This window comes from Arthrobacter sp. TE12232, assembly GCF_054062615.1.
On the sequence record NZ_JBSSFK010000001.1, the window covers coordinates 1,376,253 to 1,394,499 of the forward strand.

The following is an 18,247-nucleotide window of genomic DNA, read 5'->3' on the forward strand; positions in this document are numbered from 1 at the left end:
AGGCTGGAAACCATGAATTCCCCCACGGACTCCGGCGGCGGCCAGCCCGGCCGGCATCCGCGCGGCGCGGCGGTCAAAGACCCCCAGCAGCTGACCCACACCCTGTTCCGGCTGTTCATCGTCGCGGTCCTGGGCGCCTTCTTTGTCTTCCAGCTCGACGTCAGCTACCTGTGGCTGACGGCCCTGCTCACCACGGCCGGGATTGTGCTGGGCATTATGGTGCTGATCCGGGCCGTGAAGTACAAAGCACCGCGGTTGGTCCTGTTCGGCGCGATTTCCGGACTGATGGCCTCGGCAGTGATGCTGCTGGTGGTCCTGGCCTCGTCACTGTTCTTCAGCCAGATCCGCGACTACCAGCAGTGCGTCCGGCATGCCCTTACGGAGCAGGCAACATCCGAGTGCAGGACGCAGCTCAACAACTCCATGCCCACGCAGTTCCGTTAGCGGCCGTTGACCGCTTCGAGATCGGCTTCCCGCAGCTTCTGCTGGCGTTCCAGCCAGGGACCGGCCGCGTAGCCGATCACGACGCCGATCCCCACCTCCGCGGCCACGAACAGTGCCGTGCGGAGCGGGTCGGGGCCGATCTCCGTCAGCCTGCCGATTCCGGCGGACCCGCCGGCAAGCCAGGCGAGCCCCGCCGCGAGCAGCCCGGCGACCGAGCCGATTACCGCGCCCAGCACCAGGGTGGACGCCGCGGCGGTAAACCAGCGGGCCCGGACCTTGATGGACAGCCATTCGTCGAAGTGGTTCTCGCCTTCGCGCAGGAACCACCAGCCGGCCAGCACCCCGGCGAGCGCCGGCACCACGAGGGCCACGAAGCCGAAGTCCAGCGACCCGGACGGCAGCGCCGCGAACACGGGGATGGACGGCAGCGGCCCGACGGCGGTTCCGAGCGGGCCGGCCGCCGAGCCGACGCCCAGCGCAAACCCCGCGCCGGAGATCCAGGCCAGGGCAAACACAACGAGGTTGGGCAGAAAGCCCAGCAGCACAATGGTCAGGACAGCGCCGCCGATGGCACCGGCGTCGAGCCCCTCATACACGGCCACCACAAGGTTCCAGTGGATGAAGAGGTCGACGGCAAGCAGGGCCCCCGCCATCGCCAGGGTCGCCATCAGCGCCACCGATCCGGCCTTGATGGCGGAACCAAGGTAGGACCCGGCCCAGCGGGAGTGCTGACTGGTGCGGGACAGCCAGGCCACGGCGTCGACGCCGATCAGACGGCTCCAGGAGCCTGCCTCGCGGCGCGCGCCCACCACCATGCCCAGTCCGAACGGGATGAGCGGGATCAGCGCGGCGGACCACAAGCTGATGCCGACGTCGGACGTGCGGCAAACGAACCCCGTGGCGATTCCGAACCCCGCGTACATCAGCCAGGATCCGAGCAGGGCCTGCCAGAGCTGGTCCGTATACGAGGCGCGGGCGAGCCGACGCCCGGCACGCCAGGCGAGCAGGAACGGGATGAGGGTCAGCCCCAGCGGAATCAGTGAGAGCGTGCCGGAATCAGGGTGAGCCGCTGACCCGGCGCCGGCGGTGTCCAGCAGCAGCGGCACGCCGTGGATCAGCAGCCAGGCTTGGCCGGCGAGGCGGGCCAGGAGGTCGAACCCGCTGTTCTGGAATCCGGCCGTGGCCCAGACCGTGACGATCGGCGCCGCCACCACAAGGGCGGAGATAACGGCGGCCTGGGCGGACTCGAGGGCACCCTGCAGCCACAAGGGCATGGGAAGGCCACGTTGTCCGGTCTGATCAGCGCGCAGTTTCATCGAGTTCCATGGTGCCACGAGCCCGGCATCCGGCCGGTTACCGACAGGCACAACGCGCGGATCCGCGGAATTCGCGTCCCCCGGCTGCCGGCGCTTTTTCCACACCCGGGCCGTAAAATTGTAAATGTCCGCAATCAGTGGTTGGAGGCAGCAAATGACTACCGCATCTCCTCATGCCCATGGCGTTCATTTTGGTCGGACGGATGTACAGAACGTAGGCATGGGTGTAGGTATCGTCCTTATCGTCGTGGGCATCCTGGGGTTCATCCCGGGCATCACTACGAACTACAGCGAACTCAGGTTCTTCGGGCCCGATTCCAAGGCCCTGTTCCTGAACCTGTTCCAGGTGTCGATGTTGCTGAACATTGTTCAGCTCGCGATCGGCGCCACCGGCTTGACGATGTCCCGGACCGCCGTGGGCGCCCGGAATTTCCTCATGGGCTCCGGCCTGCTCTACATCGTCCTGAGCATCTACGGGTTTATCGTCGGCGTGAATTCGGCGGCCAACTTCCTGTCGCTGAACACCATGGACAATTGGGCCTTTATGGTCATGGGCATCGTAATGGCTGGCGCAGGCTGGCTCATGACAAGGCATCTTGAAGAAGACGTGAAGACCCGGTCATCAACCCCCGGGACCTAAGGGAGCCGCGAATGAGTAACGTTTCATAGCATTCGAAAAAATTCGTACTACCTGCTGGTGCAGTGGCTTAGCGGAAACGCGGCGGCTGCACCAGCTTCCTTTTGTGAGCACGACGACGACGGCGGCGGTGACGACGACGGCATCCTGGGCTGCCCCGCTCCCGCACCCCGTTGCCGACGACGGCCGCCAGCACTACTGCCTGGCGGCCGTTGCCGTGTGCCCGTGACTTATGGCTCTAGTCGCCCGGGGCACGGTTGAGGACCATCACAAGGGTCAGGACTGTGCTCGGCCAGGGGCATCCTCCTGCCCCGGCTACAGACCCGACCCGCAAGAAGGACCCGCCATGTCGGTGGCTTGGATTCGCGCATCATCCTTCCGGCTCACGGCCGCCAGCGTCGCCGTCGTGCTCACGGTCGCCCTGGGCGGGTGCACTCCCGGGCCGCAACCGCCGGCGCAGCCGCCGTCGTCGTCCGATCCCGTCTACCGGACCATGCTCGAAGAGTTCAGCAAGCGAATGCTCGACGGCGGCGCCCCCGCGGTGCTCATCCAGCTCCGTGTGGGGGCGGACGAGTGGTCCGCGGCGTACGGCGTCCGCAACCTGGACAGCGGTTCCCGCACCGAAATCACGGACCCTGTCCACATCGGCGGCATCACCAAGTCCATGGTGGCGGTGTCCGTGCTTAAGCTGGCCGAGGAGGGCATGCTCCAGTTGGACGCGCCGGTCAGCACGTACCTGCCGGAGTTCGACCAGGTCATGCACCCGCCGGGACCCGTGACCGTCCGCCAACTGCTGCAACATCGCTCCGGCATGCCGTCCGTGGACGGCCCCTTGTACGATCCGGCCACGGTGCAGCAGGCGCTGACCACCAGGGTGAGCCTGGCGGACCTGCTGGCCATGGCGGGCCGGATCACGTGGCAGGCAAAATTGGCCCAGGGATTTGAGTACTCCAACTCGAACTACATCGCCCTGGCGCTGATCGTCGAACGCCTGCGGGGCCGGCCGATCGGCGAAGTGATCCGCACCGACATCATTGAGCCGCTGGGCCTGGGCGGGACCCAGATGACGGCGTCCGGGCTTCCGCCCTCGGATATGGTCCACGGCTACATCACGCTGGACCGCAAACGGCTCGACGTCACCTATCCCGCGGCGCAGATCGACAACTCCGCCGGCGGCATGGTGTCCTCCATGGCGGATGTGAATGCGTTCTACCGCGCCTTGCTGCAGGACCGGCTGCTCAAGGCCGACACGATCATGCAGATGCAGAGCCCTCTCTATGCCCGGTACGGCCTCGGCGTCGTGCGCTGGAACGACCTCTGCACCAACGACTTCTACTACGGCCATCCCGGCGACGTGCCCGGCTACGGCACCATCGCCATGACCAGCGCGGACGGCACGCGGCAGCTCGCCATGGCCGTGGCCTACCCCCCGCAACCGCTCCAGTCCGGGGCCACCCGTATCCTGCGCGAAATGGAAGCCATCGCCGAGGACTCCCTCAACGCCACGTGCCCGGCCGCGCCGTCAGAGGGCGTCAAGGTTGCTGCCGGCAGTCCGGGCTGAATTTGCGCGAGGTGTGGCGGCCACTGCGACAAATAGGCATTGCGACGATCGGCACTGGGACAATGGGCACATGAGCGCGATCATCCTCGTCTGGAACCCCGACGAACGGAACAACTGGACCTACCCGGCGGTCTTGGAAGAAGTCGCGGACACAGGCTGGTTCCTAGCCAGCTGGGAGGTCGGAAACCGGGACGCCGGAAGCGGGGACGCCGCGTCCGGTGCGGAGGCGTGGCTCGTGCTCCAGGGCCGCCACGGGCGCGGCCTGATCGGTCACGGCGTCATCGTCTCGGAGCGACCGGCTCCCCGCTTTCCGGCTCCCGACCTTCAAACGCTCCGCGGTGAAGCGCCGGCCATTCGAACATCCGGCGGCCAAACATCCGGCGCCGGGGACGCAGCGCCGGCCGCTGCCCCGCTCTATGTCCGCGTGGCCTTTGATTCCCTTCTGGCCGCCGGAGACCAGATCCCGTTCGAGACCCTCACGGACGCCGTGCCGGGCATCGACTGGGAAGCTCTTCAAGGTTCCGGACTCGCCGTCGAACCGTCCGCCGAACCGCTGCTCCACGGGATCTGGAGCGAATACGGCCGGCAGCCCGCGGCCGACCCCACCCACACCGTGCCCGGCACCGTCCCGGCGGCAACGGTCAGCCGCGTGGAAGTAAACCGGTACGAACACAGCCCGGACGCGCAGCGCGTATGCATCGCCCATCACGGAACCAGCTGCGCCGTGTGCGGGTTCTCGTTTGAAATTGCCTACGGGGAGCTCGGCAAGGACTTCATCCCGGTCCACCACCTGGTCCCGGCGTCGCAGCTGGGCAGCAACTACGAACTGGATCCCGTCACGGACCTCGTGCCGCTCTGCGCCAACTGCCACGCCATGGCACACCACGGGGTGCGGACGCCGCGCACGGTCGCGGAGCTGCGCCGGATCATGGCCGACGCGGGCTACCTGGCGGGACAGACGCTGACCGTGAAAAAGCTCCAGGCCCAGCAGGACGCCCGGCGGATCCTCGACCAGCATTAGCAGTCACACCTCTCAGGCGGACCACACCTCGCGGAACTTGCCGCTGCGGTCCGGACGGGGCGGCTCGTCGGCGAACCGGACCTCCACGCCGTCGGCGCCCTGGGCGGCGAAGAACGCACCCAACCGTTCCTGTGCCGCGGTCCGCACGGCCGCCGTCGTGGCCTCCGGGTAGAGCTCGAGCCGCACGGTCAGCTGCCGCATCCCGGTGCGGATCGCCTGGAAGCGGCGGACGCCGGCGGTTTCCTCGATTACCGTCCCCAGCGCCAGTGGCAGCACCGTCACCGTTCGCCCGTCCGCGGCATTGAAGGTCAGCACGTCGCCGCTGCGGCCTTCGACGCGAAGCGCGGGGAACGGGCTGCCGCACGCGCACGGGCCGGGAATCATCTGCACCCGGTCGCCCAGGTTGTAGCGGATGAGGGGCTGGACCCGGTTGGCCAGGTTGGTGACCAACACCGTGTGGGAGAGTTCACCGGCCGGAACGGGCTGGAACGTCCTGTCCACGGGCTCCACGATGTACCAGTCCGCGTTGACGTGGAACTGCCCCTGCCGGCACCGGCTGGTCAGGGCGAGCGCCTCCGAGGCCAAGTACCGCACAGTAGCGCGGCAGCCGAGGGCCGCTTCGATCTCCGCCGCTCCGGTGGCCGCGAGGCTTTCCCCGGACGCGACGGCCAGGATCGGCCGGATCCTGAGCCGTCCGGCCTTATTGTTCGGCGGCCAGCTGCAGCATGGCGCTCGGATACCCGTAGAGCATGGTCGGTTGGAACTCGTTGAGCTCCACCACGAGATCCGGGAGCGGCCGGAGCACGGAGAACACGCGCACGTGGCGCGCGATCGTGGGGCTGCGGCGCCGCACGGTTTCGGTGAGCACGACGCCGGCAAAATGGTCCCCGTCCGCGATCAGTGCCGCGGCCCGCAGCCCCCGGTGCAGGAAGGCCCGGGTCTCCGCGGCCGTCACCATCGTCCGTCGTTCGCGGATCCGGGCGAGGAGGTTCGCCACCAGCCACGAGGTCCGGTCATGGACCAGGACCGCTGGCTCCCCGGTGGTCCCCGACGTCGTCAGGACGAGGTAGTGCCCGCGGTAGAAGCCGCCGACGCGCGAGGGGTCGTCAAGGAGGTCCGCCTTCAGTCCGGCGAGGGTGATGTGGGGGTCGGTCACCCAGTCATCGAAGTTTTCCATGAGCTCGCGCTTGCCCACGGGAGGCAGTTCCCCCAGGTTCGTGACAAGATCCGTGAGCGTCTCCGGGACGTCCCGGTACAACCTGCGGTAGAAGGGCGACGCCGACCGCGCGTGGTCAACGAGCGCCGCGAGCCGGTCCCGCTGCCGGCGGGCGATCGCGTCCTGGCCGGCATGCTCGGCCCGCCAGATGTCCCACGCGATACTGGTCATCCCGGCCGTCCGTGTCATCCCGAGAGGAGAGCCGCGCATCACCCATCACCCTTTCGCGGGCCCGGCACATCTGCTGCCCGCCCTCCCACGCTTGCGCGCTTGTGCTATTCCACGCTGGCACGCTACACCACGTTGGCACGGCGGCGACCGCCCCAACAGGGGCTTTCGGCACCGGCGGGGCTTGGGCGTATGCCCGGACACTGTCGAATTGCTGGACTTACCGGCAGGTAGCACCACAGACTGTGTACAACGGCTGGCTGGGCGGCGTCGCAGTTCCTGCTTTCCAGGCAGGCCGGGGACTACCAGCAGCATCGTTTGGGGCTTTGCTTTTACACCTTTTCCACCACCGTGAAGGGACCTGGTAATGCAGGACTTGTCAGCTTTCTACCCGCTCATTTCGATCATCCTCGGGGCGGTCGTGGTCATCGGCGTCATCTGGGTGGCAACAAAACTGATGTGGAAGGTGGCTGAACCGAACGAGGCCCTCATCATCTCCGGGCTGACGCGCGGCACGCTGGAAACCCGGGAGGGCATGGACTTCAAGATCGTCACGGGCAAGGGGGCCCTGGTGCTCCCGGGGCTCCAGACCGTGCGGCCGCTGTCCCTGACACTGAATGAAACCGAGCTCAAGGTCTCCTGTGTGACCTCCCAGGGCATCCAGGTCATTGTTGACGGCGTGGTCATCTACAAGATCGGGGATGCCCCGCCGTTCATCGCCAACGCCGCACGGCGGTTCCTGGGCCAGCAGCCCAAGATGGAAAGCCAGGTCTACAACGTCTTTGAAGGCCATCTTCGCTCCATCATCGGCAGCATGACGGTCGAGGAAATCATCCGCGAGCGCGACAAGTTGGCCTCCCAGGTCCGCAGCGCCAGCGGCGTCGAAATGGAGAAGCTGGGGCTTGTGGTCGACTCGCTGCAGATCAAGGACCTCCAGGACCCCACTGGCTACATCCAGAACATCGCCAAGCCGCACATTGCCATGGTCAAGATGGAGGCCCGCATCGCGGAGGCCACCCGGAACCGCGAGGCGGCGGAAAAGGAAGCAGAGGCCGAGGCCATGATCGCCGACGCCCAGAGTTTGTCCGCGATCCGGCAGTCCGTGGCGCAGGCCAATGCCGAGCGGGCCAAGGCGAACGCGGCCCAGGCCGGGCCCCTGGCCGATGCCTCGGCGCGCCAGCAGGTGGTGGTCCAGGAAACCGAGGTGGCGAAGCTCGAGGCCGACCGGGAGGAACAGAAGCTCCAGACCACCGTCCGCAAGCCCGCCGACGCGAGGGCCTACGCCAAGCGCACCGATGCCGAAGGCCAGAAAGCCGCGGACATCAGCGCCGCCGAGGCACTGGCCCGGCGCACCGAGCTTGAGGCCCAGGCCAACGCGCGCCGGACCGAGCTGCAGGCCCAGGCAAACGCCAACGCCGCGGCAGCAGCAGCCGGAGCCACCAAGGTCACCGGCGAGGCCGAGGCTGCTGCCACGAAGGCGCGCGGCGATGCTGCCGCCTCCGCCATCAAGGCCAAGGCGCTGGCCGAGGCTGACGGCATCAAGGCCCGTGCGGAGGCGCTCGGAACCAACCAGGACGCCGTCATCTCCCAGCAGCTCGCCGAGAACATGCCGGCCATCGTGGCGGCGGCAGCCGAGCCGTTTGCGCACGTCGGCCAGATGACCGTGCTCAATGGCGGCGAAGGGGTCAACCGGATGATCGGCGGGATTTTGGCACAGGTGGGCGACTACCTTCCGGCGCTCTCGACCGCGCTCAAGAACGGCCGGGACGCCCACAAACGGGACGGGAAGGCTCCGGAGGCATAGGGCCGGCGTGCGTGCAGGGATCAGGGGATCGTGATGCATAAGGATGTTGACCGGAGCCTGACCGGAAAGATTGGGCGCGTCACCGGACGGATCGGCCCGGGCACCATCGGCGAGGTCATGCTGCCGGTCCGCGGCGGAACCAGCGCGTTCCACGCTCACCCGTTCGACAAAAGCAGCGTCTTCGCCGTGGGCGAGCGGGTCCTGGTCATTTATTTTGAGCCGCCCCAGACCGTCTTCGTGGACGAGCTTCCGGACGTTCTCAAACCAGAATGACGGCCTCCCTGTTGCCTCACGTCAATAGGTCCGGGAGGGTTGATTCGTTGCCTCACGTGAAAAGGTCCGGTTCAGGGGCGGGTTGAACGAGGTGTTGACTTTGTAGTTGCGGGGTGCGGCTTTGGCTTGGGCGAGGGTTTCGAGTTCACCTGTCAGTCCCAGGATCTGCCGGGACAACACCGCGGGTTTTAGGCGTTTGAACTGGGCGTTCATGGTGATGACGGGGCGTTTGCGGGTGTCCGGGTGGCGGGCGGCGCGCTGGTGCGGGGTGAGCGCGGCATCATGTTTCTTGATGACTTTCGCGCCGTGGCGTTCCTTGGACACCAGCTTCTGCTGCGGGAGCAGATAGTTCGTGAACAGCCCGTCAAGCTCCCAGATCTCGTTGAGCTTCTCCAGTTCCGCGGCGGTGTCATAGCGGTAGTAGCCGACCAGCTCCCGGACCCTGGCCCAGTTCTTTTGTTCCACGTGGGCGCCATCGTTCTTGTTCCCCGGACGGGACCGGGTAAAGGTGATCCGGTGCTCCTGGCAGTAGGCGAAGAGGTAGTCGTTGATGAATTCGGTGCCGTTGTCCGAGTCGATCCCCACGATCGGGAACGGGAACCGTGCCAGCGCGTACTTCAGGGCCGCGAACACCCATTTCTGCGCCTTGTTCGGCACGGACCGGTTCACGGTCCATCCCGTGGCGATATCCGTGACCGTCAGCGTGAAGCAGAACTGCCCGGAGGCCACCCCGCCCTCGTGCCCCACCAGGTCGATCTCCACGAACCCGGGCACCGCATCGTCCCAGTCCGCCCAGGTCCGGACCGGGATCTGGGACTTCAGCAGCGATCCGGGCTTGGTGTGGGAACGGCCCCGCAGCACCAGCTTCTTCCGTTCCGGGGCCAGCCGGCGGTCAATCGTTGCCGCGCTCATCCGCATCAGCAGCTCCGCCTCCTCATCCGAGAGCATCAGTTCCCCGTCCCGGCGCAGCAACGGCACCAGCACCGGCAGCATCGGGGCCAGACGTTTGCCGGCCGGAGCGCGCAGCACCGCCCAGCACACCACCAGAGCCTCGACGACCCGCGGACCATACACCGGCGGCCTCGGCTCCCGGGCCCGCACCGGCCGCAGCTGAAGCGCCTGCCGCAGGGCCCGGCGCGCATAGTCCCGGTTCCAGCCCGTGAGCTCCACCAGCTCATCGAGGATCCGGACCTTCTCCGGCCGGCCGGCCCGGGCATACGCCCTGGCCTTGATCACCGTGACAGCCTTCCGCTGGCTCATCGTCAGTCCCATCCCTCAAGGATGTCCACGGCCCCGTCGTTCCCGGACCTTTTCAGATGAGGCAACGTACCCGGCTCCACGGACCTTTTCCATGAGTCAACGCGGCCTCTGGACGCTAGGAGGCGACGGGCGTATTCTGAAGTTCCGTCGCCTCTGGAGGTATTTCAGATGGAAGGCAATATGCGTGAGCGTCTCGGGCCGGCCGCCAGGTTCGTAAGTGGTTCCGGCATGCAAGCCCGCGGCCCGGTCGGCAACTGGCCCGATCCGCTGTAGCCCGTCCTTCCGCCATGCCGTCCGGCACCGCCGTTGAGTCGGAGTGTGCCGTGAACACATGGCCTCGATGATTCGCGCCCTCTTAGCCGCACGCTCCCGCCGTCGGCCCCCTCTCTGAGCCTCGCCCCGTTGCTCGCGGCACTCGGCTGACCGTGCCCACCTGTTAACCCAGTCTTCCCCTGCCGGCAACGCCCGCTCCCCCGCACCGCAAGGCGGCGCCCGCACCGTGGAGGAGTGAGGATCGCAATCGTCGCCGAATCATTCCTGCCGCTCATGAACGGAGTTACCCACTCCATCCTGCGCGTGCTGGAGCATCTGCAGGAGCGCGGGGATGAGGTGCTCGTGATCGCGCCGTCCACGCAGGACACAGACGTCCCGGACGAGGTCTATGGCGCCCACGTGCATCGGCTCCCCTCGGTCCCGCTGGCCGGCTATGCGAATGTGCGGGTGGCGTTGGGCGGTGTGTATCGGGTCAAGCGAATCCTTGCCGACTACGCGCCCGACGTCGTCCACCTCGCGTCCCCGTTCGTGCTCGGCTGGCGTGCAGCGCAGGCCGCTCACCAGCTCGGCATCCCGACCGTCGCGATCTACCAGACCGAGGTGCCCGGCTACGCTTCGCGCTACGGCGTCCCGTTCCTGGAGAACTGGGCCTGGAACCGGGTGGAACATATCCACCTGCTGGCCTCGCGCACCCTGGTCCCCTCCACCTTCGCGCTCAACCAGCTCCGCGGCCGCGGCATTCCGCGCGTGGACATGTGGCGGCGAGGCGTGGACACGCAGCGGTTCACCCCGGAGAAGCGCGACGCCGGCTGGCGGGCGTCCGTAGCCCCCGGCGGCGAGCGCCTGATCGGGTACGTCGGCCGGCTGGCGGCCGAGAAACAGGTGGAGGATCTGGCGGTGCTGGCGGATATCCCCGGAACCCGTCTGGTGATCGTCGGCGACGGGCCCCAGCGGGCGGCCCTGGAGGCTGCCCTGCCGGACGCCGTCTTCACCGGGTTCCTCGGCGGCGACGAACTGGCCCGGGCGGTGGCGTCTTTCGACCTCTTCGTGCACCCCGGCGAGTTCGAGACCTTCTGCCAGACCATCCAGGAGGCCATGGCCTCGGGGGTGCCGGTGGTGGCCACCGGCCGGGGCGGGCCGCTGGACCTCGTGGAGAATTCGCGGACCGGCTGGCTCTACGAGCCCGGCGACCTCGCCGGGCTCCGGGCCCGCGTGATGGACCTGATGGGCGACGACGCCAAGCGCCGCGCGTTCGCCGAGGCCGCGCATGCCTCGGTTCAAGGCAGGACGTGGTCGGCCCTCGGGGCCGAGCTCGTGGGCCATTACAAGGCCGTCACCCGGGAACCCGCCGTCGCCCGCTCCCCCCTCGTTGCCCTATCACTTAAGGCTGCTAAACAGGGGTTTTAAGCACCATTAGTGATAGAGCAACCCGAAGAATGGAGGCGGGGCCAACGGGGGCCGGACCCGCCCTGCGCTCGTGGTGACACCTCTGGGACCGTCGGGACGCCTATGATTTCCCGATGGGAGGGTTCTAAATGACTGATTGGTCTCAGATGTGCACGGCGGTAACCGCGTGACGGCGCCGTCGAACCCGGAGGGAGCATCCGGCGAGGCCCCACAGTACGGGGACCTGGTGGAATCCTGCCCCGACGCCCTGCTCGTGCTGGCCGAGGACGGCACCATCAGGATGGTCAACGCCGCCGCGGAGCGCATGTTCGGGTACCCCCGTGGGGAGCTCGCGGGCCTGGACCACCGCATGCTCCTGGCCGAGGGATTCAGGAACGGGTTCCAGCGGATGTTCTTCACCCTTCGCCGTGAAGCGGACAGCACAGCAGCCGAAACTGCCGTTGCCTCTGCTGCTGCCCACGTGCCGATGGAGGTATACGGGCTGCGGCGGGACGGCACAGAGTTCCAGGCCGAGGTGGCCTGCTCCCTCGTCGTCACCGATGCCGGGCCTCACTCCGGTGCCGCCGGCGGTACCGACGCCGATGCAGGCGCCGACGCCGACGCCCGGACGGCCGGCATGATTGTCGCGATCCGCGACACCTCGCACCGCGCGGAGACCGACGACGGACTCCGCGAGGCGATGTCGCTGCTGAGCGCGACGCTCGAATCCACAGCCGACGGCATCCTGGTGGTCATCAGCGAGGGCGAGATCGCCGGCGTCAACAGCCAGTTCGTCACCATGTGGGGCATCCCGCGGGAACTGCTGGCCACCCGCGACGATGGGGCCGTCATGGACTTCGTTCTGGACCAGTTGAAGGATCCCGCCCAGTTCATTGAAAAGGTGGTTGCCCTCTACGCCGATCCCGCGGCCGAAAGCCACGATGTCCTGGAGTTCCGCGACGGCCGGACGTTTGAACGCTATTCCCGCCCACAGAAGGTCGCGGACCACGTGGTCGGACGCGTGTGGAGCTTCCGCGATGTGACCGCGGCCAAAGTGGCCCAGGACCGGATTGCCCGGGCCATGGCCGACCTCGCCGAGCAGTCCGCCCAGCTCAAGGCGCTGGCGTTCAGGGACGGATTGACCGGCCTGTCCAACCGGCAGCAGTTCAACGACAGCCTCGGCAGCGCCCTCGCAGGCCCGTGCGGCACCGCCGTGGACGTCCTGCTTTTGGACCTTGACGACTTCAAGGAAGTCAATGACATCCTGGGCCACCACGCCGGGGACCAGATGCTTATTGAAGTGGGCCGACGGCTCCGGACGTGCGTCCGGCCGAACGACGTCGTGGCCCGCCTGGGCGGCGACGAATTCGTGGTGCTGCTGGTCGGCTCGCTGGATCCCGAGGCCGTCGCCGCCAGGATCGTCGACTCGCTGCGGGTGCCCGTGTGGATTGATGGCACCATGCTGCGGCCCAGCCTCAGCCTGGGGCTCGCCTCGATCAGCGAGGACGCCGTGGACGCCTCCGAGCTCCTGCGCCGCGCCGACGTCGCGATGTATGCCGCCAAGGCCGCCGGCAAGAACCGGTACATGCGCTTCCGGCCGGAGATGATGAAGGCCCTGGTGGACCGCAACGATCTCGAGGCCGGTCTGCGGCTGGCGGTGGACAACGGGCAGATTGCCGTGCACTACCAGCCGATCGTCTCGGCGGACCGCGGAACCGTGGTCAAGGTCGAGGCGCTGGCCCGCTGGGTGCGTGACGGGGTGCTGGTTTCGCCCAAGGATTTCATTCCGGCCGCGGAACGCAGCGGCCTCATCGTCGAGATCGGAACCGAGGTCCTGCTGCGCGGCTGCACCGAGCTCAAGCCCTGGCTGGACGAGGACGCCTCCCGGTCCCTGGCCGTGAACGTCTCCGGCGTCCAGCTCCAGCATGGGGACTTTGCCGAACTGGTGCTGGCCGTGGCGGAGTCCTGCGGGGTGGATGCGCGCCAACTGGTCGTGGAAGTCACGGAAAGCGTGTTCTTCGACGACGACTGCCACGTCATCCGCCAGCTCATGAACCTGCGCACGGCCGGCGTCCGCGTGGCGCTGGATGACTTCGGCACCGGGTTCTCCTCGCTCGGGCGGCTTCAGGGCCTGCCGGTGGACACACTGAAGATCGATCAGTCGTTCGTGTCCATGATCCGCACCGGCGCGGAACAGCTGCCCATCCTCAACGCCATGATCGGCATGGCCCACGGCCTGGGACTCACCGTCACCGCCGAGGGCGTGGAAACGTCCGCGCAGGCCGAGTACCTGATGGAGCTGCGCTGCGATTCCCTGCAGGGCTTCCTGTTTTCGGGCCCGCAGCCGGAGTCCGGGCTGCAGCAGGGACTGGAGCAGGCGGCCCGGGCCATCGCCGCACTGCGGGGCGACCGGGTCCCCGGTCACCGGTGACCCGCAAAGCACCGGTGACCGGCAAATCACCGGTCCGATGTGCCGGACGGATGAACTGGACAAACGTACTGGAATGTACTGGACAGATGTACTGGACATTGGGCCGAACGACCCTATGATGCAGTGAAACGCATTGACCCTGGCACCTTGGCCGGGAACATCATCGCTCTATGAACTTCCGTCGCTTTGGGGGCCGGTATCGTCGTGGGAACTGGGTTTGGTGAAGCCCTGCTGGAGCAGGGTCCTGATGCGTTTCTGCTGTTAACTGCGGACGGCACCATCGCCTTCGTGAATTCGGCTGCGGAACGCCTGTTCGGCTTTCCACGTGAAGAACTGCTGGGCGTGGACCACGCCGTCCTGCTCACGGAGGAAGGCAGCGGCGGCTTCCTGCGGGTCTTTGGCCGGCTGGGCCGGAAGAGCCGGGCCGGAAGCCGGCCGTTCGCCGCCGTCGGACGCCGCCGGGACGGGACGGAACTCCCCGTGGAGATCACGTGCTCGCTCGTGACGGTCGACGCCGGCACCGCCATGGCGGTCGCCGTCCGGGACGCCGATCACCGCAACGACCCCGACGCCGGTCGGCGGCTGGCCGTCTCCCTCCTGGACGCCACGCTGGAGACGACGTCGGATGGTATCGTCGTGGTCTCCAGCGAGGGCCAGATCACCGGGATCAACGACCAGTACCTGAAGATGTGGGGCATGCCGCCGGAGCTGATCGCGGCCGAAGACCCCACCGCGCTGGTCCGGTTCATCGCCGACCAACTGACCGATCCCGACTACTTCCTGCAAAAGGTGTCAGCACTCTACGCGGACACGGTGATGCAGAGCCACGACGTCCTGGAGTTCGCCGACGGCCGCACCGTGGAGCTGCACTCGCGCCCGCAGAAGGTGGCGGACAGGATCGTGGGACGGATCTGGAATTTCCGCGACATCACCTCGCGCCGGCGCGCCCAGGACCAGGCCCGCCGCGCCATGGAGGAACTGGCCGAGCAGGCCGGAAAGCTCAAGGAGCTGGCCTTCCAAGACCCGCTCACGGGGTTGGCCAACCGGATGCTCTTTAATGAGCGGGCCGCGGCGGCGCTGCTCACGCCGGACCCTGTGCACGTCCTGCTCCTGGACCTGGACGACTTCAAGGAAGTCAACGACGTCCTGGGCCACCATGCCGGCGACGAGATGCTCGTGGAGATCTCCCGCCGGCTCCAGAACTGTGTGGGCCCGCACGGCACCGTCGCCCGGCTGGGCGGCGACGAGTTTGTCGTGCTGCTGGTCGGCTGCCGGGACGCCGACGGCGTGGCCCAGCGGGTGGTCAGCACTCTGAATGCCCCCGTCTCCATCGAAGGCACGCTCATGCGGCCCGGCCTGAGCCTGGGCGTGGCCTCGCGGGACGCCGGGACGGAGACGTCCTCGGAGCTGCTGCGGCAGGCGGACCTGGCCATGTACGCGGCCAAGGAGGCCGGCAAGAACTGCTATGTGCACTTCCGGCCGGAGATGCTCGCCGCGCTGCTGGAACGCACCCAGCTCACGGCCGGGCTGCGCCGGGCGGTGGAGCTTGGGCAGATCATGGTCCACTACCAGCCCGTCATCTCCAGCGACCGGCTCGACGTCGTGCAGTTCGAGGCGCTGGCCCGCTGGGAATGGGACGGCGAGCTGATCCCGCCGGACGATTTCATCGAGACGGCCGAACGCAGCGGTCTGATCCGGGAGATCGGGGCGGAGGTCCTGCGGCGCAGCTGCACCGAGCTCGCGCCGTGGCTGGCCGAGGATCCGTTCCGGAGCGTCGCCGTCAACGTCTCGGGCGTGCAGCTGCAGCACCGGGACTTCGCCGAGCGCGTCCTGGACATTGCGGCCTGGAGCGGCGTGGACCCGCACCAGCTGGTGCTGGAAGTGACCGAGAGTGTGTTCTTCGATGCCCACTCCCACGTGATCGGCCAGCTCGAGACCCTGCGTGAAGCTGGCATCCGCGTGGCCCTGGACGACTTCGGGACCGGCTATTCCTCGCTGGGCCGGCTGCAGGACCTGCCCGTGGACGTGGTCAAGGTCGACAAGTCCTTTGTGTCCATGCTGCATACGGGCACCGAAAAGCTGCCCATCCTCACCTCGATGATCCATATGGCCCACAGCCTGGGGCTGAAGGTCACGGCCGAAGGCATCGAGACGCCGGCCCAGGCCCGCTACCTCATGGACCACGGCTGCGATGCCCTGCAGGGATTCCTCTTCTCCCGCCCCGGACCCGCCGCGGCCAGGGAGCGGGCGGTCCGCAACTCGGTGGCGGCCATCGCGGAACTGGAGGGCGTACCGCTGCCCGGGTAGCCGGTGCGCCGCGGTCCGCCGGGCTGTTGGTGCGCTGCACTTCTGCCCGATTCAGCACTTTCGACACATTCAATCGCGGCATGATGCCCACCGCCCTCGGCGGGCACGCACCGCATATGATTCAGTGAGCGCAGCGCGCCCGGTTCTCCGCCGGGCGCCCGCTATCATCATCCGTCGCCTGGGGGGCAGTCAAACATCGTGGAAGCCGGTTTCGCACAGCAACTGTTGGAGTACAGCCCGGACGCCCTGCTGCTGGTCGGCCGGGACGGATCCATTTCCTTCCTCAACACGGCAGCGGAGCGGCTCTTCGGCTATTCCCGCGCGCAACTCCTCGGTGCGGACCACAGCCTGCTCCTGGCCGAGGCCTCCCGGGAAAAATTCCACGGCGTCCTGGCCGGGCTGGCCGCGGCCCCCAGTCCCCACGCTCCGTTCGCCGGCTCCGGGCGCCGGGCCGACGGCACCGAACTCCAGGTCGAAATCACGTGCTCGCTGGTCCCGGCCCCAGCAGCAGCGCCCGACACCGGAACCTCCGTCGCCCTCGCGGTCCGCGACGCCGGCCACCGGAATGCAGGCACCGGCCCGGTGGCCGGAGCCACCCACAGCAGTGCCGCCCTCAGCAGTGCTGTGGGTGGCGGCGCGACCCACGGCAGCGCCGGCAGTTCGCTCAGCGGCGACTTCCGCCGTCGTACCCCTAGTGCTGCGGGCGCTCCGGGCGCGGCACGCGCGGCAGGGGCGGCTCCCGCAGCATTCGTGGGGCACGACGACGAACTCAAGGCCGGTTCCCTCCGCGATCCACTGACCGCGCTGCCCAACGGTCCGTTCTTCAACGAGCGGCTCGCCGCGGCGCTGCGCCGGCCGGATCCCGTGGACGTCCTGCTGCTGGACATCGACGACTTCAAGCACCTCAACGACATGCTGGGACGCTCGGCGGCCGATGAGCTGCTGGTGGAGATCGCGAGCCGGCTGCGCAACTGCGTCCGCCCGCACGACACCGTGGCCCGGCTGGACGGCGACGAATTCGCGGTACTCCTGACCGAATGCCTCAACGCCGACGCCGTGGCCAAGCGGATCACCGAGGCCCTGCACCAGCCGCTGCGCGTCGGCGGCACCATGGTCCGGCCCGGCGTGAGCATGGGCCTGGCGTCCAAGTCCGCGCAGACCCTGGACGGGGCCGAACTGCTGCGGCAGGCCGACGCCGCCATGACCGCGGTCAAAGCCGCCGGCAAGGACAACTGGCTGCGGTTCCGGCCGGAGATGCTGAACACCGCGGCCCACAAGGCCGACGGCGAGACCGGGCTCCGCCGCGCCGTCGAGCTCGGCCAGATCTCCGTGCACTACCAGCCCGTGGTGTCCCCCGGCATCGGCTCGGTGGTGCAGTTCGAGGCGTTCGCGCGGTGGGAACGGCACGGCCGGCTGGTCCCGCCCAACCAGTTCCTGCCCGTCGCGGAGCAAAGCGGCCTCATCCGCGAGATCGGCGATGAGGTCCTGCGCCGCGCCTGCGCCGAGATCCGGCCCTGGCTGGCCGGCGACGCCGCGTACAGCGTCGCGGTGAACGTCTCGGGCCTGCAGTTCCAGCACCGGGACTTCGCCACGGACGTGCTCGCGATTGCCGCGTCCACGGGCGTTAACCCGCACCAGCTGACGCTTGAGCTGACCGAAAGCGTGTTCTTCGATGCGTCCTCGGACGTGCTGGGCCAGCTGCGTCACCTGCGGGAGGCCGGCGTCCGGATTGCGATGGACGATTTCGGCACCGGATACTCCACGCTCGGCCGGCTCCGGGAACTGCCCCTGGACATGGTCAAGATCGACCGCTCCTTCGTGGCCATGATCAAGACAGGACAGGAACAGCTCCCGTTCTTCGGCACCATGGTCAACGCCGCGCACGCCCTGGGCCTGAAAGTCACGGCGGAAGGCATCGAGACCCCGGCACAGGCCAAGTACCTCATGGACCGCGGCTGCGACTCCTTGCAGGGCTACCTCTTCGCGAAGCCGGCTCCGGCCAGCGACCTCGCCGGGACCATGGAGAGCGCCCTCACCGCCCTGGACAAGGTCGACGCCGGGCGGTGACTCTGCGTGTGCCCCCTGTTGCCGGGCGTTGCCGGGTCGGCGCGCGTTGGCGCCGCCACACTCCGCCGCACTCCGCCATTGGA

At 67.9% G+C, this 18,247-nt stretch carries 15 protein-coding genes; 11 read left to right on the plus strand and 4 right to left on the minus strand.

What is annotated here, in order from left to right; genetic code table 11:
- Nucleotides 1-12: 12 nt before the first annotated feature.
- Nucleotides 13-444 carry a hypothetical protein gene (locus ACVWZ7_RS06045; protein WP_456507278.1) on the plus strand — a complete coding sequence of 144 codons (432 nt, stop codon included), beginning with the start codon at nt 13-15 and terminating at the stop codon, nt 442-444.
- Here ACVWZ7_RS06045 and ACVWZ7_RS06050 read toward each other — a convergent pair.
- Nucleotides 441-1,760: a cell division protein PerM gene (locus tag ACVWZ7_RS06050; RefSeq protein WP_344364344.1), complete on the minus strand. Its 1,320-nt coding sequence runs from the start codon at nt 1,758-1,760 to the stop codon at nt 441-443. The two genes, ACVWZ7_RS06045 and ACVWZ7_RS06050, sit on opposite strands and share 4 nt — an antisense overlap.
- Nucleotides 1,761-1,980: 220 nt before the next feature.
- Here ACVWZ7_RS06050 and ACVWZ7_RS06055 point away from each other — a divergent pair, with 220 nt between their 5' ends.
- From ACVWZ7_RS06055 to ACVWZ7_RS06070, 4 genes are all read left to right on the plus strand, one after another.
- Complete coding sequence (locus tag ACVWZ7_RS06055; RefSeq protein WP_237563317.1) at nt 1,981-2,400, plus strand: DUF4383 domain-containing protein; 420 nt, start codon at nt 1,981-1,983, stop codon at nt 2,398-2,400.
- A 103-nt stretch (nt 2,401-2,503) separates the two neighbouring features.
- Nucleotides 2,504-2,626, plus strand: a complete 123-nt coding sequence (locus ACVWZ7_RS06060; RefSeq protein WP_456507279.1) for a hypothetical protein — start codon at nt 2,504-2,506, stop codon at nt 2,624-2,626.
- A gap of 117 nt (nt 2,627-2,743) precedes the next feature.
- On the plus strand, nt 2,744-3,958 hold the full coding sequence (locus ACVWZ7_RS06065; RefSeq protein WP_456507280.1) for a serine hydrolase domain-containing protein: 1,215 nt from the start codon (nt 2,744-2,746) through the stop codon (nt 3,956-3,958).
- Nucleotides 3,959-4,028: 70 nt separating this feature from the next.
- On the plus strand, nt 4,029-4,979 hold the full coding sequence (locus ACVWZ7_RS06070) for an HNH endonuclease (RefSeq protein WP_456507281.1): 951 nt from the start codon (nt 4,029-4,031) through the stop codon (nt 4,977-4,979).
- Nucleotides 4,980-4,991: 12 nt separating this feature from the next.
- On the opposite strand, the gene ACVWZ7_RS06075 is transcribed toward ACVWZ7_RS06070, so the two are convergent.
- Both ACVWZ7_RS06075 and ACVWZ7_RS06080 read right to left on the minus strand, forming a co-directional pair.
- Nucleotides 4,992-5,564, minus strand: coding sequence for a hypothetical protein (locus tag ACVWZ7_RS06075; protein WP_456507282.1), 573 nt, complete (start codon nt 5,562-5,564; stop codon nt 4,992-4,994).
- 115 nt (nt 5,565-5,679) lie between these two features.
- Entirely contained in the window at nt 5,680-6,366 is a 687-nt protein-coding gene (locus ACVWZ7_RS06080) for a hypothetical protein (RefSeq protein WP_456507283.1), read from the minus strand.
- 364 nt (nt 6,367-6,730) lie between these two features.
- Here ACVWZ7_RS06080 and ACVWZ7_RS06085 point away from each other — a divergent pair, with 364 nt between their 5' ends.
- Complete coding sequence (locus tag ACVWZ7_RS06085; protein WP_091250968.1) at nt 6,731-8,167, plus strand: flotillin family protein; 1,437 nt, start codon at nt 6,731-6,733, stop codon at nt 8,165-8,167.
- A 33-nt stretch (nt 8,168-8,200) separates the two neighbouring features.
- A complete protein-coding gene (locus tag ACVWZ7_RS06090; protein WP_456509073.1) occupies nt 8,201-8,440 on the plus strand; it encodes a hypothetical protein in 240 nt (79 codons plus the stop codon).
- A 21-nt stretch (nt 8,441-8,461) separates the two neighbouring features.
- On the opposite strand, the gene ACVWZ7_RS06095 is transcribed toward ACVWZ7_RS06090, so the two are convergent.
- Nucleotides 8,462-9,700, minus strand: coding sequence for an integrase catalytic domain-containing protein (locus tag ACVWZ7_RS06095; RefSeq protein ID WP_456506949.1), 1,239 nt, complete (start codon nt 9,698-9,700; stop codon nt 8,462-8,464).
- A 507-nt stretch (nt 9,701-10,207) separates the two neighbouring features.
- Between ACVWZ7_RS06095 and ACVWZ7_RS06100 the strand changes: the two genes are divergently transcribed.
- The 4 genes from ACVWZ7_RS06100 to ACVWZ7_RS06115 all read left to right on the plus strand — a co-directional run bounded on the left by ACVWZ7_RS06100 (nt 10,208) and on the right by ACVWZ7_RS06115 (nt 18,164).
- Entirely contained in the window at nt 10,208-11,380 is a 1,173-nt protein-coding gene (locus tag ACVWZ7_RS06100) for a glycosyltransferase family 4 protein (RefSeq protein ID WP_456507284.1), read from the plus strand.
- A gap of 166 nt (nt 11,381-11,546) precedes the next feature.
- Nucleotides 11,547-13,790, plus strand: coding sequence for a sensor domain-containing protein (locus tag ACVWZ7_RS06105; protein WP_456509074.1), 2,244 nt, complete (start codon nt 11,547-11,549; stop codon nt 13,788-13,790).
- A gap of 204 nt (nt 13,791-13,994) precedes the next feature.
- Nucleotides 13,995-16,097 carry a putative bifunctional diguanylate cyclase/phosphodiesterase gene (locus ACVWZ7_RS06110; RefSeq protein ID WP_456507285.1) on the plus strand — a complete coding sequence of 701 codons (2,103 nt, stop codon included), beginning with the start codon at nt 13,995-13,997 and terminating at the stop codon, nt 16,095-16,097.
- Nucleotides 16,098-16,295: 198 nt separating this feature from the next.
- A complete protein-coding gene (locus ACVWZ7_RS06115; protein WP_456507286.1) occupies nt 16,296-18,164 on the plus strand; it encodes a putative bifunctional diguanylate cyclase/phosphodiesterase in 1,869 nt (622 codons plus the stop codon).
- The last annotated feature ends 83 nt before the right edge of the window (nt 18,165-18,247 follow it).